The organism is Jeotgalibacillus haloalkalitolerans, assembly GCF_034427455.1.
Taxonomy (GTDB): Bacteria; Bacillota; Bacilli; order Bacillales; family Jeotgalibacillaceae; genus Jeotgalibacillus; species Jeotgalibacillus haloalkalitolerans.
Genome location: NZ_JAXQNN010000001.1, coordinates 938211 through 954725 on the forward strand (window position 1 = coordinate 938211; position 16515 = coordinate 954725).

The following is a 16515-nucleotide window of genomic DNA, read 5'->3' on the forward strand; positions in this document are numbered from 1 at the left end:
TAATAGGGCAGGCTCTGATTTTTTCATCAAATAAACTTCTTGTCTGATCAGGGACTGAATGTTCTTTACAGGGATCTTTATGTTCTTTATAATGAACAAAAGAGGCTTTTAGAGAACGTTCCACTGAAGCATTCAATTGTGGGATAGAGAGGTGAGGCTGATGAATATAGATCATGTTTTATGCAACGGTCAGCATAATTTTCAAGTCAGAAATTTTCCAGCTGATAACAGGAAGCTCACATGATGAGCCGGCAGACTGCAATTAATATAGGTGCTCAAATCATCAGTCTGGTTGTAACATTTGGAATCAGTTTTTTTCTGACTCCTTTTATTGTCCGGAATATAGGCGTTGATTCTTTCGGATATATTGGACTAACGAATAACTTTATTAATTTTATTCAAATTATCACTGTAGCAATTAATTCGATGGCAGGAAGATTTATTACAATCAGTCTGTATAAAGGAGAAACCCTGCAGGCAAAAAAATACTTTGCTTCAGTTTTCTTTTCGAATTTATTTATTGTCCTGATCTTAACAGGTCCGGTTGTATTTATTTTATTAAATCTTTCTGATTACATTAATATTCCTGCTGCACTGGTTGCTGATGTGACCATGCTTGTGGGCTTAATGTTTATTGTTTTTTGTATGAATGTATTAGGTACAGTTTTTGGTGTTGCTGCGTTTGCCAGAAATCGCCTGGACTTATTGTCTGTCGCTGATATAGTGGGAAATCTTATTAAAGTCGCTGTATTAGTATCTGCATTCAGTTTGTTTATCCCAAAACTGACTTATGTTGCTGTTGCGATGATCATTTCTACATCATTTATGATGATACTGAATATTTATTATACGCGTAAGCTGTTACCTGAAATTAATATCAGATACAAATATTTTGAATTAAAGAGCATTAAAGAAATTCTGTCAGCCGGTATATGGAACAGTCTTACCAGGTTATCTTCGTTTCTGTCAAAAGGATTGAGCCTGTTAATTACAAACTTATTTATTGGGCCGGGAGCGATGGGCCTGCTCGCGGTTTCCCAAACGATTCCCAATACAATCGGTACAATCATCAGTAAGTTATCTGATGTTTTTGCACCTGATTTAACAATCAGTTTTGCGCATGAAGATAATAAAAAAATGCTTATGCAACTGAATACATCAATTAAAATACTTGGTTTTTTCTCAGCTATTCCATTAGCCATACTCTTCACTTATGGAGAACACTTTTTTGAGTTGTGGCTGCCGGGACAGGATGCTGATCTGTTGCATCGGCTTTCTATTCTTATTTGTCTGGGGTTTACAGTTGCTCTCCCGATGGAGGGGATATGGAATGTATTCACTGTGGTAAATAAGGTAAAGCAGACATCATTTTTTCTATTGGGGAATGCAGCTTTAACACTCCTGCTAATGTTTGCCGGTCTGAGCCTGATTGATGATTCTGTCCACCGGCTTTATGTAGTTGCTTCTGTTGAGGCTTTTGTTTCATTAATTAGTTCACTTATTTTTCTGCCAATCTATGCAGCTAAATGTATGAATGTGAGTGTTAAAACATTTTATCCACCTATATTAAAAAATACGATATCGCTTCTGCTGATTGTCAGTCTATCATTTTATTTGAAGGAGCTAATAGATATCTCAGGCTGGCTGACCTTTATTATGCTTTGTTTGTTGACTGCGATAATCAGTGTGCTGATAAACAGCTTTTTCCTTCTTAATCGCTATGAAAGAAAGGTGCTGACCTCAATTATTTTAAAAAAGAAATAAAGAAAACCTACTGTAATCATAAAAGCGGACCCGCTCATTCGGGTCCGCTTTATCAGTATCCGGCTGTATTAAAAGTCCAGCTGATTCTTTTATTCTCTTTTAATGTGATGAGCAGCTTAAAGGTTTTGTAATAGATAAAAACAGAGTTCATACATACTGCAAGACCTGCTTTACATGCCCGGGACATATAGATGTTTTGTCTGATTTCCCGCCATTGACGCCGCAGGAATTGTCTGTATGCACGATTGAATTCAGTATTTGCTTTATAGGTATTGTAGTAATCCATATCATAAAAATACACAAGTGGATGTAATAGAAATGCAGCATACAAGCGATAATAAGTATCTCTGGAAATTTGCCGGTTAGACTTTAGTGCCATAATATTCTGTTCAATGACTTTTACAAGATCAGGAGAGATTTTCCGTTTGGTTTGTCCCATAATACTGTCATGTCGTTCAAAATATAAATAAAGGCCTGCAGAGGTAACTGCAATCTGATCGACTCTGGCATAAATTTGCGGTATCAATAATAGATCCTCGTATAAGATGCCCTTTAAAAAACGGGTGTCTTCAAATAACTTGCGATCAAAAAGTTTACTACAGGCTTCCCACTGAGGCTTTTTAATAATTGTTTCTATTAAAACATTGTCTCCTGTAACCAGGCGGGGCGTGGTATCAAAATGATATTCAGGCTCCTTTCCTTCGGGAACGCGCTGAATTTGTGCAACTGATATTCTTGTCTGGAGGCTGATCAGATTATCATATAATACTTCAACCATTTGAGGGGCAAACATATCATCACTATCCAGAAATGTAATATACTCACCCGTTGCTGCGTCAATACCTGCATTTCTTGCATCAGATAATCCGCCATTTTCTTTATGAATGACTTGAATACGGGAATCCTCCTCAGCCCATTTATCGCAAATTTCCGGACACCGGTCGGGAGAACCATCATTCACCAGGATAATTTCAAGATGAGGGTATGTCTGATTCACGACACTCTTAATACAGCGGTCTAAGTAGGGTTCCACCTTATAAACCGGAATGATCACAGAAACTTTTTTCATTTTATTTCACTCCTCCACATGGTAATCATAAGTTCTTTTTAAAATATATTTTGTTCTTTATAAAGAATATAATACAAGTTTACTTTCCTTTTCATTTTATGTCAAACAAAAGTGAAATATGACATTGATTGTAGCTTTCAATTAATGAAAGGGAATGCATGATATAATATATTTATCAGAAAGTTCAATCTATTATAAGGGGTTTTTGGCCTTGTCAAAATTGATAAAAAGCGCTGTGATCGGAACTGGTTTTTCTGCAATGGCTCATTTGGAAACGCTGAAGAGGCTGCCGGGGGTGGAGGCAGCAGGAATCGTATCAAGGTCTGCTGAGAAGGCAAAGCAGATTGCAAGAGAGTACCGGCTTGAATTTGCTTATGGTAGTATTGAAGAGTTGCTCTCAAATCCTGAGATTGACGTCGTACATAATTGCACTCCCAACGTGATGCATTATGAACTGAATAAAAGAATCCTTGAATCAGGGAAGCATGTGTTATCGGAAAAACCACTTGCGTTAAATAGTGATCAGTCCCTGGAGCTTCTGGAAATTGCGGAGGCATCAGGGCTTATAAATGGCGTCTGTTTTAATTACAGACATTATCCTATGGTGGAGGAGGCACGCAGCCGGATTGAGAGCGGAGAATTTGGTCGCCCTCATTTAATTTCGGGTGGCTACCTGCAGGACTGGTGCCTATATCAATCTGATTATAGCTGGCGAATGGATCCCGGATTAAATGGACCGTCAAGAGCAATAGCTGATATCGGCTCACACTGGTGTGATACAATGCAGCATGTTTTGGGTAAACGCATCGTACGCGTCATGGCTGACCTGACGATTTTACACGTAGAACGTATGAAGCCGGCTGAAGGGACAGGCAGCACTTTTTCTCATGAGAGAACCGCGCAGTATGAAAAAGTCAGTATTCATTCTGAGGATGCAGGTAATGTACTGGTTCAATTCGAGGACGGTACAAAAGGAATGTTTACTGTCTCACAGGTGACTGCCGGTAAGAAAAATCATCTTCATTTTACGATTTCATTATCAGATGCAGCATTTGAATGGAATCAGGAGGAACCAAATCTATTATGGATCGGCAGACGGAACCAATCGAACCAATTGCTGATGAAGGATGCAGCGCTTTTATCTCAACAGGCTGGAGCGTATGCACATTTTCCGGGTGGGCATCAGGAAGGATGGCCGGACTGCCTGAAAAATTTAATGTTATCTTTCTATGGGAAAATTGCGCGTGCTGAACAAACAGTTTCTTTTGCTACTTTTGAGGATGGACACTACAATATGAGAATTATAGATGCGATATTAAAAAGCGCCAGTGAAAGAGCATGGATAGATGTGTAAATAAGAAGAATTTAAGAAATTTGATGGATATATTGTAAAAGATTTATATGTAAAATTTATAATATTTATTGTTCATATAGTCCTGACGCGGTATAATGATTCATACAAAACTTCTCAAAAAAGGGCAAACATAGCGAAAGCGGTGTACGCAAAGTTACAGATCTACAGCAGCTGAATAGTAAACTGCCATGATGGCTGAACTGCCAGGATTTATTCTGTTGGACGAGAGGTATGTCTGAAAGGGTGAATGTAGATGAAGTTGCGTTATTGGGTGGATTGCCGGTTAAAGAGAAAGCATCGTTACAGTTTTTATGATGGAAAGTGTATTGTATGCAAAAAGAAGCAGCCGAGCAAATCTTTGCGGGCAAGGTAACTGCCGGAGAGGTAACAGGGTCAATGGGCAAGAAATCTTCGTCACAATAGTCATCGGGTATAGCTCTCATATATAATGGATCATTATGATTAATTACAATAATATGGGGGGAAATAGGGGCGTTCAACGATCTAATTCATGTTGAACATATGCTGAAAACTAGAAAAACACTTGGAGGATAGAGGTAAATATACCCACTTCCAAGTGTTTTTCTAGTTCATATAAAAAATGAGAATCGCATGTAATTGTGATGCTGATTAATCTATCTCTCTAAACCTGATCGTCAAACCTTTTAAGAAGTTCCTGGCGTATTTATCACCACAGGGCTTATAATTTTTATGCCCTTCTTTTCTAAGCAGCGCACCCAGTTCACCTTTTGAAACATTGAGCCCTGCAAGTTCAAATAGATGAAGCATTTCTTCAGTTGTGAGTGATAGAGCAATCTTCACTTTTTTAAGCATCACATTGTTTACGCTGGCATGATTTTTAATGGATCTGTCAGGCTTCTGATCAGGTCTCGCACCTCTTTTAAAAGCAATAAACCCATTTAGAAATGACTCAAGCATAGAGTTAGTGCACTTAATAAAGGATTCAGTCTCCACATATTCATCACTTTCATCATCTTCGTACGGCTCTTTAGAAAGAATTTTTAACACTTCATCTTTCGTTACGTCAATTCCGCCAAGCTTAAAAATCTCAATCATTTCAGTATTTTTAAGGTCAAGTGCATATCTCAATCTGATTAATATATCATTATTTGTCATGTAAAAGCTCCTTTGATCAGCAGTTTCGATTTGTTCAGTTAGTTGATTGTAACAGGAAGTGGGTTTGAGTGCCAGACCCGGGAATGGGATTCTAAAAAATATGATTAAGGTGGCAGAGGTAAGGATCTCAAAATATATGATACAGTACCCTGCGCCGTTTGTTTCAACTTTAATATCACAGCACAATAATACTTTGAATTCGAGATTTTTGATGATTTACGCTATAATTAAACTGAATTTTCAGAAAGGGGAGAGTACATTGAGTAAAGGGACTGAAACGCTGCTGGTGAATTCATTTATTGACGGGGTGCTGGATCCGGAGAAGGAGATGCTTGGGCCGGTTCGGGATGGTGGACATATTATTGCAAATACGGCGCCGGGATGCTGGGGACCGATGATTACGCCATGTATCCGTGGCGGTCATGAGGTGACGAAGCCTGTGTTTGTTGAGGGTGCAGAGCCCGGAGATGCGATTGTGATTAAGATTCATTCAATTAATGTAACCTCTCTTGCGACTGCCTCCGGGAATGACGCGCCGGTGGATGGACGTTTCCTGGGGGATCCGTTTGTTGCGGTAAAGTGTCCTGAGTGTGGAACGATGTATCCTGATACGGTCATTGAAGGCATTGGACAGGAGGCAATCAGATGTGCGAACTGTCACGCTGATGTAACGCCATTTGTCTTTACCAATGGTTATACGATCAGTTTCAGTGAGCATGGCGATGTCGGGGTGACGATGTCTAAAGAATCAGCTGAAACCATTGCACGCGATGGCCGTCATTATATGAAGACGCCTGATGCCTCTGTTCAGAATCCGATTGTAACGTTTGCGCCTCATGATTTAGTTGGTGTCGTAGCGCGGATGCGACCGTTTCTTGGACAGCTTGGCACCACACCATCGCGGCCAATTCCGGATTCGCATAATGCAGGAGATTTCGGGTCATTCCTTGTGGGTGCGCCTCACGATTACAAAGTGACAGAGGACGAGCTGAAGGAGCACCGGACTGACGGGCATATGGATATCAGCCGTGTACGAGCAGGCTCCACACTGATCTGCCCTGTAAAAGTGCCAGGTGGCGGCGTATACTTAGGTGATATGCATGCGATGCAGGGAGACGGCGAAATTGCAGGTCACACTGCTGACGTCTCAGGTATCGTGCATCTGCAGGTTCATGTCATCAAGAATGCCAACCTTGAAGGGCCGATCCTCCTGCCAAATGAAGAAGATCTTCCGTACACAGCAAAGCCTTTTACAGAAGCAGAATTGAAATCTGCCCATGCGGTAGCGAAGCAGTGGAACATTGAAAAACTGGAAGAATCACTGCCAGTGTCAATTATCGGTACTGGTTCCAACCTTAACCTCGCAACAGACAACGGCCTGCAGCGTGCAGCTGACCTGTTTGGTGTGACTGTACCAGAAATTATGAACCGCACAACGATTACCGGATCAATTGAAATTGGGCGGCATCCTGGTGTTGTGACAATTACGTTTCTGGCGCCTGTTGGGTATTTGGAGAAGGCGGGGATGCTGGATGTGGTGAGGGGGCATTATAGAGAATGATACAGGGGGACGGAGGTAAGTGTATCTAAGTGGGTGTAATTTTAAAAAAGAGATAACAGCCTCCGTCCCGCCAAAAAGTCGTAACCTTCTTCCAAGTATAGTAAACTACAATTAACACATACATAGGGAGAGATTACATGATCACTGAGGTGTATATGGTACGACACGCCCATTCAGTATTTTCGCTGGAATTTGAGGAAACGCGTGGGCTATCAAAGCAGGGCTGGAAGTCGGTTGAGAAGGTGACGGAAGTTTTATTGAACGAAGGCATAGATGTGATTTATTCAAGTCCCTACGTACGCGCCAGGCAGACATTAGAGGGGCTGGCGAAAGGATTGAATCAGGAGATTTTAATTGATGCCAGGTTCCGGGAGCGGGATCTTGCGGCAAGAGACCACCATTTTGAGGATCCGATTTCTGCAATTAAAAAGGTTTTTGATGACCGTGATTTCAAATTCCCTGAAGGTGAGTCAAATAATGAAGTGATCCAGCGTGGAGTGGCTGCGTTGAAGGAAGTTGTTGGTGAGCATAGCGGGAAGAGGATTGCGATTGGTATCCATGGAAATATTTTTGCCTGTATCATGAGCTGGTTTGATGATCGTTACGGCTTTGAATTCAGCCTGCAGACAACAAAGCCTGATATTTATAAGTTGTCCATCGATGAGAATTTTTCATTACAAACAGTTGAAAGACTATGGAAAACAGACTGGATTTCAATGTAATCTCGCAATTAGATCAACCTTATCTTTTAACATATTGTGTTAAAAAAAGAAGTAGTTTATAATATACAGGAAGTATTACACAATGACATAAGGGGGATTTGTGTTATATGTTGAAATTTTTTAAAAAGCATTGTACATTATGTGCCCGCAAAGAGGAGAATCTGACTACATATATAGATAAAATCAATCAAACTCTCCATGTTTGCTCAGCATGTAAAGCGTACGCCGAAAGAAGAGAGTTCAAAAAAATAGTTTAACTGTTTTACTCATGGCATGATCATGAGTTTTTTTTTGGAAAAAAAGCTGAAGAAACAAAATAAAAACGCCCAAAGGACGTTTTTACCAGTTGTTTTCCTCATCATAAAGATCTTCAGATGAATCAGCTTCAGATGAAAATCCTGACGACTCACTTTCCTGAGCCGCTAATGGTAAATCCAAATGCTCTCTCAGATCAGACTGTACTTCAGCCAATTGGTCTGCATAAGCCTCATAATAATAGATGTTATTATAATAGACTCCTTCTCCCTGAAGAGTTTGCGAGTCTACATTTAAATCTGAATTGGCAGCATAAGTGATGAAAGATCTCATTTCTGAAAAACGCATATTTGTTTTCATATTATCTCCAACTGCATCTATCACATCTGCATACTTATTGATTGATCCAACAGATTTAGACTTCGTCAGTATGGCTTCAATTACTTCCTGTTGACGGCCGCCTCTGGCAATGTCACTATCCTGGTATCTTGACCGTACAAATGCCAGCGCTTCTTCACCATTGACAGTCTGTGTTCCTTCGTTTAAAATAATTGCATTTTTCTTATCTTCTGAGTTCATTTCAGTCATATCAAATGGCACATCGACTTCCACACCACCCAAAGCGTCCACTACATCCATAAAAGCATAAAAATTCATTCTTACGTAATAATCAACAGGCACATTTAACAGCTCTTCCACTGCTTCCATTGATGCTTTAGGACCGCCAAAAGCATGTGCATGGTTAATCTTGTCTTCTCTGCCTACCTCAGGAATATATGCAAGAGTGTCACGGGGAATACTAGTCAGTTTTACCGACTTGTCATCATTGTTGAGTGTTGCAAGAATAATCGCATCTGTTCGAGTCGTACCGTTTTCAAAGCCGGATGCATTTTCCCGTGATTCGCTTCCATCTACACCTAAGAATAAAACTGAAACATTATCAATATCAGGATCTACTTCTTTTTCACGCAAGTTTGACTGCTCGCGCCCTTCAACTTCCTCAAAAGAATCATTGGCAACATTCTGGGCTTTTGTATACAGATAACCACCATACACTAAGCCAGACGCAATTAATAAGAATAATGGGACCCCAATCAGCATCATTCTTTTTCTTATACGTTTATTTTTCCTGTTTTTCTTATACGTTTTTCTATCCATACCCAGCCTAGCTCCTTTACTTGGGTGTCATCCAGTTTACCCGAAAAAAATTACGGCAGACTCTATTGTACTAGTTTCCCGAGTATTCGTAAAATGAAACTTTCGTTACAATTGTCTATAAACGTGATACAATTTCTTCCCTGTATAACGCTTCACCCTGAGTAATGACAGCCTGACCATTTGTTAATTCAGTCATCCAGACAGTGAACTCCTCCACATCATCCTCCATGACATAAGTTTCTACAGCTACTTCTTCTAAATATTGAATATCCTTTAAAGGATATTTTGAAGATCTGACTTCATTCTCAACTTTACCCAGCCATGTATAATCCATCTTTGAAACCATGATCCGATTTAATGACCTTTCTACAATTCCCGCTGCTTTTAATCCCTCTGTTACAGACTTTCCATATGCACGGATCAGTCCGCCTCCACCGAGCTTAATGCCGCCGAAGTAGCGGGTCACAACCACTGTTGTATCTTTTAATCCCTGCTTCTTTAGCACTTCAAGCATTGGCACTCCTGCAGTACCCGATGGTTCGCCATCGTCATTTGCCTTTTGTATCAGATCATGTTCGCCAATCATATATGCTGAGCAGTTATGGTTAGCTGATGGGTGCTTCTTTTTGATTTCCTGTATGAAGTCCTGAGCTTCCTCTTCTGTTTCTGTTCTCTTTAAATAGGTAATAAATCGGGATTTTTGAATAATGATTTCACTTTCGCTGTATCCTTTTACAGTTAAATATTTTTTTAACATATTTTACTCCTTCATTTACGGGCATTTATTACACAATTATAACAAGAAATTGCACGTTGCGTCATTTTTTGCAGAGATGCAACAAAGGTGAAATGTCATATGCGTCAATTGTAATGCAACTTTAATATCGCGACAAAGTGATGATGTTATAATAGATAAGGTCTTGTTGATTAAAAGGGCTGTGCGAAAATATATTAATATAACTTCTTTTTTGCTTAATTTCGACATGTTGCGGTGCGAAACTTTATTTAGCCCAATACTTTCAATTTTACTGGTTTAACAGTATAATTTTTTGTAAAGACATGTATATGAGAGAAAGGAGTCTGCACGTGTCCGGAAATAGTATAGATACCCAGGTTCTAGATTCAATACTGGGTAAAATGATAGAGACTGTGGATCAGAGTAAATCAGAAATTTTTGAAATAGGTGAGCAGACACGGAATGAATATGATCAGCTTGTAAGTGAACTTTCATTAATTCGTGAAAAAATTGCAAGCGTGATATATACAGGTGATGACCTTGAAAGGCGTTCGCGCTTTGCCAGAAAACGCCTGGCGGAAGTCAGCCATCATTTTAAGGATTTTTCTGAAGAACAGGTCCGTCAGGCTTATGAAACGGCACACGATCTTCAGATGAAACTCTCAGTAAACAGACAGGAAGAAAAACAGCTTCGGGAGAGACGTGATGATCTTGAACGCCGCTTGCAGAACATGGTCGAAACGATAGACAGGGCAGAAAATCTGGTCACACAGATTTCGGTTGTACTGACTTATTTAAATAGCGATTTGAAAAAAGTTGGTGCAGCGCTTGAAGATGCTGCACAGAAGCAAATGTTCGGGATGCAGATTATTGAAGCGCAGGAAGAAGAGCGCAAGAGACTTTCCCGGGAAATACATGACGGTCCTGCCCAAATGATGGCAAACGTCCTGATGAGATCAGATTTGATCGAAAGAGTATTCAGAGATAAAGGCACTGAAGAAGCAATTACCGAAATTAAAAGCTATAAAAAGATGGTCCGCTCAGCATTATCTGAGGTCAGACGGATCATATATGACCTGAGACCAATGGCGCTCGATGACCTGGGTCTTGTTCCTACCCTCAGAAAATACTTAAGTACGATCGAAGAGTATAGTAATGGTACTAAGTTATCATTTAAGCAAATTGGGGAAGAATCAAGACTGGACCCGAAATTCGAAGTCTCACTCTTCAGGCTGATTCAGGAGGCTGTGCAAAATGCAGTAAAGCACGCACAGGCAAATGAAGTAACAGTGAAAGTGGAAATGCGTTCCGATTGTGTAAATGCAATCATCAGGGACGATGGAATAGGCTTCGATCCTTTAGAAAAAAAGCAGGGCTCATATGGCATGATGGGTATGAAAGAAAGAATTGAACTTATATCGGGAAAAATGGATGTTCAATCAAAACCCGGACGAGGTACAACAATCAGTATTAATGTACCAATTACAAGTTAAAGATTGAGGGGGAACCAAACATGACAAAGATTTTAATTATTGATGATCATCAGTTATTCCGTGAAGGTGTTAAGCGTATCCTGGATTTCGAAGAGACATTCGAAATCGTTGGAGAAGGCGATGACGGTTCTCAGGCAATCGAACTTTACGAAACGCACCAGCCGGATGTTGTATTAATGGATATTAATATGCCGAACGTTAACGGCGTAGAAGCAACAGGTCAGCTCGTTCAAAAGTATTCAGATGCAAAAGTCATCATTCTTTCTATCCATGATGACGAGAATTACGTATCACATGCACTTAAATCAGGTGCACTTGGCTATATGCTGAAAGAAATGGATTCAGAAGCACTGATCGAAGCAATCAAAACAGTTGCTGACGGTGGATCTTACCTGCACCCTAAAGTGACAGTAAACCTTGTAAGTGAATTCCGCAGACTTGCTGAAGCTGAATTCACAGGCAACTTCCAGCAGATGGAAGTTCGCCGTCCGCTACACCTTTTGACAAAGCGTGAATGTGAAGTACTTCAGATGCTGGCAGATGGTAAGAGTAACCGTGGAATTGGTGAAGGGCTTTATATTTCTGAGAAAACAGTTAAAAACCACGTAAGTAACATTCTTCAGAAAATGAATGTAAACGACCGTACTCAGGCTGTTGTTACAGCGATTAAGAATGGCTGGGTTGAGGTACGATAAATAGAGGTTAGTTGAGCTCCGTCTTTGTGGCGGAGCTTTTTTAAATGGAGGTATTGGGAAAAAGACCGGTACAGTTGCGGAAGATGTATCGTTTTGTGTCAGGGATGTAGCGATACGCCTGGGAAGCTGTAGCAATTGTTGCCGGGGTTGTAGTAATCCACCCGAAAGCATGTAGCAATCTCCGCAGATCCGGTAGTAATCAAGCAGTATTCATGTTACTCCCGTTAACTGAATTGTAATACCAGCCTCTCTTGATGAACTTGAGAAACTAAGTGACTGATACCCAAGTGCATGCAGGGCAGCCGGGCTAGTATGTAGCAATTGTTGCTGGAGTAGCAATTCTGTCCAAAGGTTGTATCAATTCTCCGGATGCAGATACAGGTATCAGGACAAACAAAAAACTCCGCCAAATCAGCGGAGTTTTTGTTATTTCCGGCGTCTCGCAAAGTCGACAAACTTAAATTTATCAAGTCTGTGGCGCGACTCGGTGTATTGGAAGATGGATGTGTCTTCTAAATGTACAAAGTTTTTCACGAGCACGATGTGGCTGTAGCCGTCGAGATCGAGCAGAGCACGGTCCTCATCGGTTGCGGGTTCAACTGTGATTTCTTTTTTTGCGTAAGAGATGTTCAGACCCAGCTGTCCTTCGAGGTAAGCATAGATCGAATCCCCGCAGATTTCTTCTGTAAGAGAAGGGACGCTTGACTGCAGCAGCCAGTCTTTGTCCAATATGACACGCTCACCCTGGATGGTACGTGCGCGGACAACTTCCCATGTCAGTGCATGTTCAGGGCATTCGAGCTGGTTTGCAAGCCAGTCTTCAGCTTCGATCAGTTCAAGTTTGTGGACGGTGGTCTGGATATCCCGGCCAAGTGACTGCTGGATTTCCTTGAAGCTGACCAGTCCTGTGACAGGAAACGTCATTTTGCTTATATCAAGAACCAGAGATCCTTTACCCTGCATTTTTTGGATGAACCCATTTTGCGATAAAAGTGTAAGCGCTTTCCTGATTGTTTCGCGTGATGTGTTGAATCGCTCACACAGTTCGTGTTCTGAAGGGAGTAAAGCGTTCGGCTTGAAGACTCCGTTTTTTATCTCTGAGGAGAGTTCTTGAAAAATGTTCATATATTTATTTGTAGTTGCCATATATATCACCCTTGTTTATTGTATCATATGAGGGGACAGGATTTTAGTGAATGTACCATTATTTTCATATGATATTTGAGTTAATATAACGCTGCTCCTTTCCGTGGAGGACTCCGCTTTCCGCGGCCGCGCGGTGAGCCTCCTCAAGCTTCGCTTTACGGGGTCTCACCTGTCGCTTCTATGCCGCAGGAGTCTCCGTCCTCCACTCCAAGGATCCGCTGAGTCGGGTAACTCGAACAATATGATATTTGAAGATTTTATAAGCAGAAAGGACGGTTTGTATGAACAGGGTTTTGAAGGCATCGTTTGCTGCCGGTCTGCTTGCGGTTGTACTGGCAGGTTGCAGTGATGAGGAAAGTACGAATTCGAATAGTGCGGATGATGGGCTTACAGGTGAAGGCCAGGAGACGCATTCTTCTGAGGGAATAGGTGGAGAATCTGAGGAAGGCATCATGTTTGATGAGGAAGGCAATGTAGAGAGTGCCGAGGTGCCTGCAGAAGTGGAAGAAGAAATATTGGCAGTATTTGATGAGTATATTAAAACGTTTAACAATAAAGATTTAGAAGGCTATCTGGATCTGCTGTTATACGGGGAAGATTATTATAATGAAGAGGAAGAGCGTGCTGCGCTTGAGGAAGTGTTTAACCAGTTTGACGTTCATCGTGAAGTGGTTGAGCAGACGATTAGCGGGTATGAAGAAGGGTCGGCTCAGGTGTTTACCAATATGGAGCTGACAACGACGGATCCTTCGTCCGAGACTGAGGTTACCAGAGAGGGTCGTCAGGTCACGGTGTTAAAAGAAGTTGACGGAGAGTGGAAGATCGCTTCGATTCAGTTTATTGCTGCGCCTTAAGCGTTTGAAACGAAGCATTCCGGTTATGATTAAATAATCACTGCTGAAGATTGGTGAGGAGGATTGCTGTCCGTCAGCGAAAAACAAGGTCCTTCATGGAACACATCAGCGTTATTTAGTTTTATAGTTAAGAAATGCATCTCAACAGGAGGTGCATTTTCTGTACATATCGACATATTTCCTGGGAAATGGAGTTGGAGAAAGTGAAAATTATTCGCGCGGACATATGGGGAATCCACCTGCCGTTAAAGGAACCGTTTGTTGTTTCATATGCAAGGTTTGATTCAATGCCATCTATTATTTTAAGGCTGACAACTGACAGTGGGCATGTAGGATATGGTGAAGCAGTACCCGATGAGCATGTGACAGGCGAGTCGTTTTACGGTTCGTTTGCGCTTTTAGAAAAAGTAATCGTGCCTGAAGTGACAGGGATGTCGCCTTTTCAAATGGAGGAAATTCACTCCCGCATGAATCGCGCGCTGAAAGGTAATCCTTCTATTAAAGCTGCTGTGGATATTGCGTGCTATGACCTGATGGGGAAAATCACAGGGCTGCCTGTGTATGAACTGATTGGCGGGAAAGCGCATGAAAAGCTTAGTTATCCGAAGGTGATTTCGATTGGTTCTCCTGAAAAAATGAGTGAGGCTGCATTCGCTGCACTTGAAAAAGGGTATGAGCACTTGAAAATCAAGCTGAGCGGGGATGCCGGACTTGATGTGGAGCGGTTAAAGGCCATCAGAGAAGCTGTTGGATATGACGTCCCAATCCGGGTTGATGTCAATCAGGGATGGGGAACTTATGAAACAGCTAAGCGGGCGCTTGATCAAACGGAATCGCTGCACCTGGACTGGGTTGAGCAGCCACTTTTACCTGAGGGTTTTATGGAGATGAATGAACTGCGCCAGTCAACGGTGACACCGCTTATGCTGGATGAGAGTATTTGTTCAGAAAAAGATTTGCAGCGTGCCATTGATATGCGTTCGGCAGATAAAATTAATCTAAAGCTGATGAAAAGCGGCGGCATTTATCCGGTTATTCATATGGCGAAAACGGCTGAAGCAGCAGGACTTGCCTGTCAGATTGGATCAATGGTGGAGTCTTCGATTGGCTCAGCAGCAGGATATCATGCTGCAATGGCCAGAAAGAATATTGAAACGACTGAACTGACCGGGCCGCTGCTGTTTTCAAAGGATCCGGGTAATTTACAATATGAGGTTCCTTACGTTCATTTAGCTGAAAAGCCCGGAACTTGGCGTTGATGTGGATGAAGCAGTGCTTAAAGAGTTAAGCGAGTTATATGTGGAGGTGGGAGAATGAATCTTGAACAGTTCTGGCAGGATCTTCACGGGCTTGCAGAAACGAGCTTTAAAGAAGTGAAGACGACTGATTACATTGCTAATATGCTGGAACGCGAAGGCATCAGGGTTCAGCTTTTTAAAAAGCATACAGGACTGATTGCTGAAGTGGGAAGCGGTGAGCCGGTTGTCGGTTTCAGAGCCGATATGGATGCACTGTGGCAGGAGGTTGACGGTGAGATGAAGGCAAACCATTCCTGTGGTCATGATGCCCATATGACAATCGGGATCGGTACGCTTTTAGCACTGAAAAAGAAAGAGGCTGACTTGCAGGGGACGTTCAGATGTATCTTCCAGCCGGCTGAAGAGCAGGGGAACGGATCATTGTCTGTGATTAAAAATGGTGGAGCGGACGGACTCAGTGTGCTTTTTGGGGTGCATTTGAGACCTCGGGATGAGCTTTCTTTTGGGGAAGCTGCCCCGTCTATCTCACACGGTGGCGGTATTTTCTATGAGGGTAAGATCTCCGGCGGCGATTTGCACGGGGCAAGACCGCATCAGGGTGTAAATGCGATTGAAGCAGGCTTTGCGCTCGGTCAGCAACTGCACACAGTAAGGATTTCACCAATGATTCCACATTCTGTGAAAATGACCAGCTTTCATGCAGGGGCATCGAATTATAATATTATTCCGGGCTCTGCAACGTTTGCACTGGATGTCCGCGCGCAGACAAATGAGGCAATGGATGAGCTGAAGAAGCTGATTGATGACAAGGTTTACGCCTTGAGTATGATGCTGAAGGTTAACATAGAGGGCAAATGGATTGATTATACGCCTGGTGCAGATGTGAATGAAGAAGCAGAGGCAATCATGCGGGAAGCGATCGTACAGGAGATGGGTGAAGAGGCACTGCGTCCGCGTGTTGTCACACCCGGCAGTGATGATTTTCATTTCTATACAATTGAAAAGCCTGAACTGAAAGCATGTATGCTGGCACTTGGGGCTGATCTGGAGCCGGGACTGCATCACCCAGATATGAGGTTTAATCATGATTGTCTGGAGCAGGGTGTGCGCGTGATTTCGCTGGCAGTTGAGCTTGCGATGGGTGAGTAGTGCTGGCGTGGGTCTGACACTATCCGGTGCAGCACTCATTTTCCGGGAGACTGCACTCAATGATGCTGTCACTGCACTCAACGCCGCGAACAGTGCACCCAACCCGGGTGTATCGCTACGTCAATAAGCAGGGTATAACACTCAATAGGTATCATACGACGTT

General features: G+C 42.0%; 14 protein-coding genes and 1 riboswitch. Of the genes, 9 read left to right on the forward strand and 5 right to left on the reverse strand.

Features of this window, described 5'->3' with window-relative positions; all coding sequences use genetic code 11:
- The first annotated feature begins 243 nt into the window (after positions 1-243).
- On the forward strand, positions 244-1764 hold the full coding sequence (locus UFB30_RS04340; protein WP_322420449.1) for a lipopolysaccharide biosynthesis protein: 1521 nt from the start codon (positions 244-246) through the stop codon (positions 1762-1764).
- A 52-nt stretch (positions 1765-1816) separates the two neighbouring features.
- Here UFB30_RS04340 and UFB30_RS04345 read toward each other — a convergent pair whose 3' ends face one another.
- Positions 1817-2833, reverse strand: a complete 1017-nt coding sequence (locus tag UFB30_RS04345) for a glycosyltransferase family 2 protein (RefSeq protein WP_322420450.1) — start codon at positions 2831-2833, stop codon at positions 1817-1819.
- 211 nt (positions 2834-3044) lie between these two features.
- Here UFB30_RS04345 and UFB30_RS04350 point away from each other — a divergent pair, with 211 nt between their 5' ends.
- Positions 3045-4187, forward strand: a complete 1143-nt coding sequence (locus tag UFB30_RS04350; protein WP_322420451.1) for a Gfo/Idh/MocA family protein — start codon at positions 3045-3047, stop codon at positions 4185-4187.
- A gap of 113 nt (positions 4188-4300) precedes the next feature.
- Positions 4301-4395: riboswitch (cyclic di-GMP riboswitch) on the forward strand.
- A gap of 422 nt (positions 4396-4817) precedes the next feature.
- On the opposite strand, the gene UFB30_RS04355 is transcribed toward UFB30_RS04350, so the two are convergent.
- Positions 4818-5324 (reverse strand): YehS family protein, encoded by a 507-nt coding sequence (locus tag UFB30_RS04355; protein WP_322420452.1) that lies wholly within the window; start codon positions 5322-5324, stop codon positions 4818-4820.
- Positions 5325-5583: 259 nt separating this feature from the next.
- Here UFB30_RS04355 and UFB30_RS04360 point away from each other — a divergent pair, with 259 nt between their 5' ends.
- Together UFB30_RS04360 and UFB30_RS04365 are read left to right on the forward strand one after the other, a co-directional pair.
- A complete protein-coding gene (locus UFB30_RS04360; RefSeq protein WP_322420453.1) occupies positions 5584-6885 on the forward strand; it encodes an acetamidase/formamidase family protein in 1302 nt (433 codons plus the stop codon).
- A gap of 137 nt (positions 6886-7022) precedes the next feature.
- The gene (locus UFB30_RS04365) at positions 7023-7607 is read left to right on the forward strand and encodes a histidine phosphatase family protein (protein WP_322420454.1); all 585 of its coding nucleotides are present in this window, start codon (positions 7023-7025) and stop codon (positions 7605-7607) included.
- 339 nt (positions 7608-7946) lie between these two features.
- Here UFB30_RS04365 and UFB30_RS04370 read toward each other — a convergent pair whose 3' ends face one another.
- A complete protein-coding gene (locus tag UFB30_RS04370) occupies positions 7947-9020 on the reverse strand; it encodes an LCP family protein (RefSeq protein ID WP_322420455.1) in 1074 nt (357 codons plus the stop codon).
- A gap of 115 nt (positions 9021-9135) precedes the next feature.
- The gene (locus UFB30_RS04375; RefSeq protein WP_322420456.1) at positions 9136-9777 is read right to left on the reverse strand and encodes a YigZ family protein; all 642 of its coding nucleotides are present in this window, start codon (positions 9775-9777) and stop codon (positions 9136-9138) included.
- A gap of 329 nt (positions 9778-10106) precedes the next feature.
- Between UFB30_RS04375 and UFB30_RS04380 the strand changes: the two genes are divergently transcribed.
- Positions 10107-11249, forward strand: coding sequence for a sensor histidine kinase (locus tag UFB30_RS04380; protein ID WP_322420457.1), 1143 nt, complete (start codon positions 10107-10109; stop codon positions 11247-11249).
- A 20-nt stretch (positions 11250-11269) separates the two neighbouring features.
- A complete protein-coding gene (locus UFB30_RS04385) occupies positions 11270-11944 on the forward strand; it encodes a response regulator transcription factor (protein ID WP_322420458.1) in 675 nt (224 codons plus the stop codon).
- A gap of 426 nt (positions 11945-12370) precedes the next feature.
- Here UFB30_RS04385 and treR read toward each other — a convergent pair whose 3' ends face one another.
- Complete coding sequence (gene treR, locus UFB30_RS04390; protein ID WP_322420459.1) at positions 12371-13090, reverse strand: trehalose operon repressor; 720 nt, start codon at positions 13088-13090, stop codon at positions 12371-12373.
- Between the two features lie 281 nt (positions 13091-13371).
- Between treR and UFB30_RS04395 the strand changes: the two genes are divergently transcribed.
- The 3 genes from UFB30_RS04395 to UFB30_RS04405 all read left to right on the forward strand — a co-directional run bounded on the left by UFB30_RS04395 (position 13372) and on the right by UFB30_RS04405 (position 16352).
- On the forward strand, positions 13372-13944 hold the full coding sequence (locus UFB30_RS04395) for a Cif family virulence factor (protein WP_322420460.1): 573 nt from the start codon (positions 13372-13374) through the stop codon (positions 13942-13944).
- 203 nt (positions 13945-14147) lie between these two features.
- Positions 14148-15203 carry a mandelate racemase/muconate lactonizing enzyme family protein gene (locus UFB30_RS04400; protein ID WP_322420461.1) on the forward strand — a complete coding sequence of 352 codons (1056 nt, stop codon included), beginning with the start codon at positions 14148-14150 and terminating at the stop codon, positions 15201-15203.
- A 54-nt stretch (positions 15204-15257) separates the two neighbouring features.
- The gene (locus tag UFB30_RS04405; RefSeq protein ID WP_322420462.1) at positions 15258-16352 is read left to right on the forward strand and encodes an amidohydrolase; all 1095 of its coding nucleotides are present in this window, start codon (positions 15258-15260) and stop codon (positions 16350-16352) included.
- Positions 16353-16515 lie beyond the last annotated feature (163 nt).

Excerpts from the sequence above, each read along its gene's own strand:
- UFB30_RS04340 (WP_322420449.1), top strand. The coding sequence starts at position 244 with ATGAGCCGGCAGACTGCAATTAATATAGGTGCTCAAATCATCAGTCTG.
- UFB30_RS04345 (WP_322420450.1), bottom strand. The coding sequence starts at position 2,833 with ATGAAAAAAGTTTCTGTGATCATTCCGGTTTATAAGGTGGAACCCTAC.
- UFB30_RS04355 (WP_322420452.1), bottom strand. The coding sequence starts at position 5,324 with ATGACAAATAATGATATATTAATCAGATTGAGATATGCACTTGACCTT.
- UFB30_RS04365 (WP_322420454.1), top strand. The coding sequence starts at position 7,023 with ATGATCACTGAGGTGTATATGGTACGACACGCCCATTCAGTATTTTCG.
- UFB30_RS04370 (WP_322420455.1), bottom strand. The coding sequence starts at position 9,020 with ATGGATAGAAAAACGTATAAGAAAAACAGGAAAAATAAACGTATAAGA.
- UFB30_RS04375 (WP_322420456.1), bottom strand. The coding sequence starts at position 9,777 with ATGTTAAAAAAATATTTAACTGTAAAAGGATACAGCGAAAGTGAAATC.
- UFB30_RS04385 (WP_322420458.1), top strand. The coding sequence starts at position 11,270 with ATGACAAAGATTTTAATTATTGATGATCATCAGTTATTCCGTGAAGGT.
- treR (WP_322420459.1), bottom strand. The coding sequence starts at position 13,090 with ATGGCAACTACAAATAAATATATGAACATTTTTCAAGAACTCTCCTCA.
- UFB30_RS04395 (WP_322420460.1), top strand. The coding sequence starts at position 13,372 with ATGAACAGGGTTTTGAAGGCATCGTTTGCTGCCGGTCTGCTTGCGGTT.
- UFB30_RS04405 (WP_322420462.1), top strand. The coding sequence starts at position 15,258 with ATGAATCTTGAACAGTTCTGGCAGGATCTTCACGGGCTTGCAGAAACG.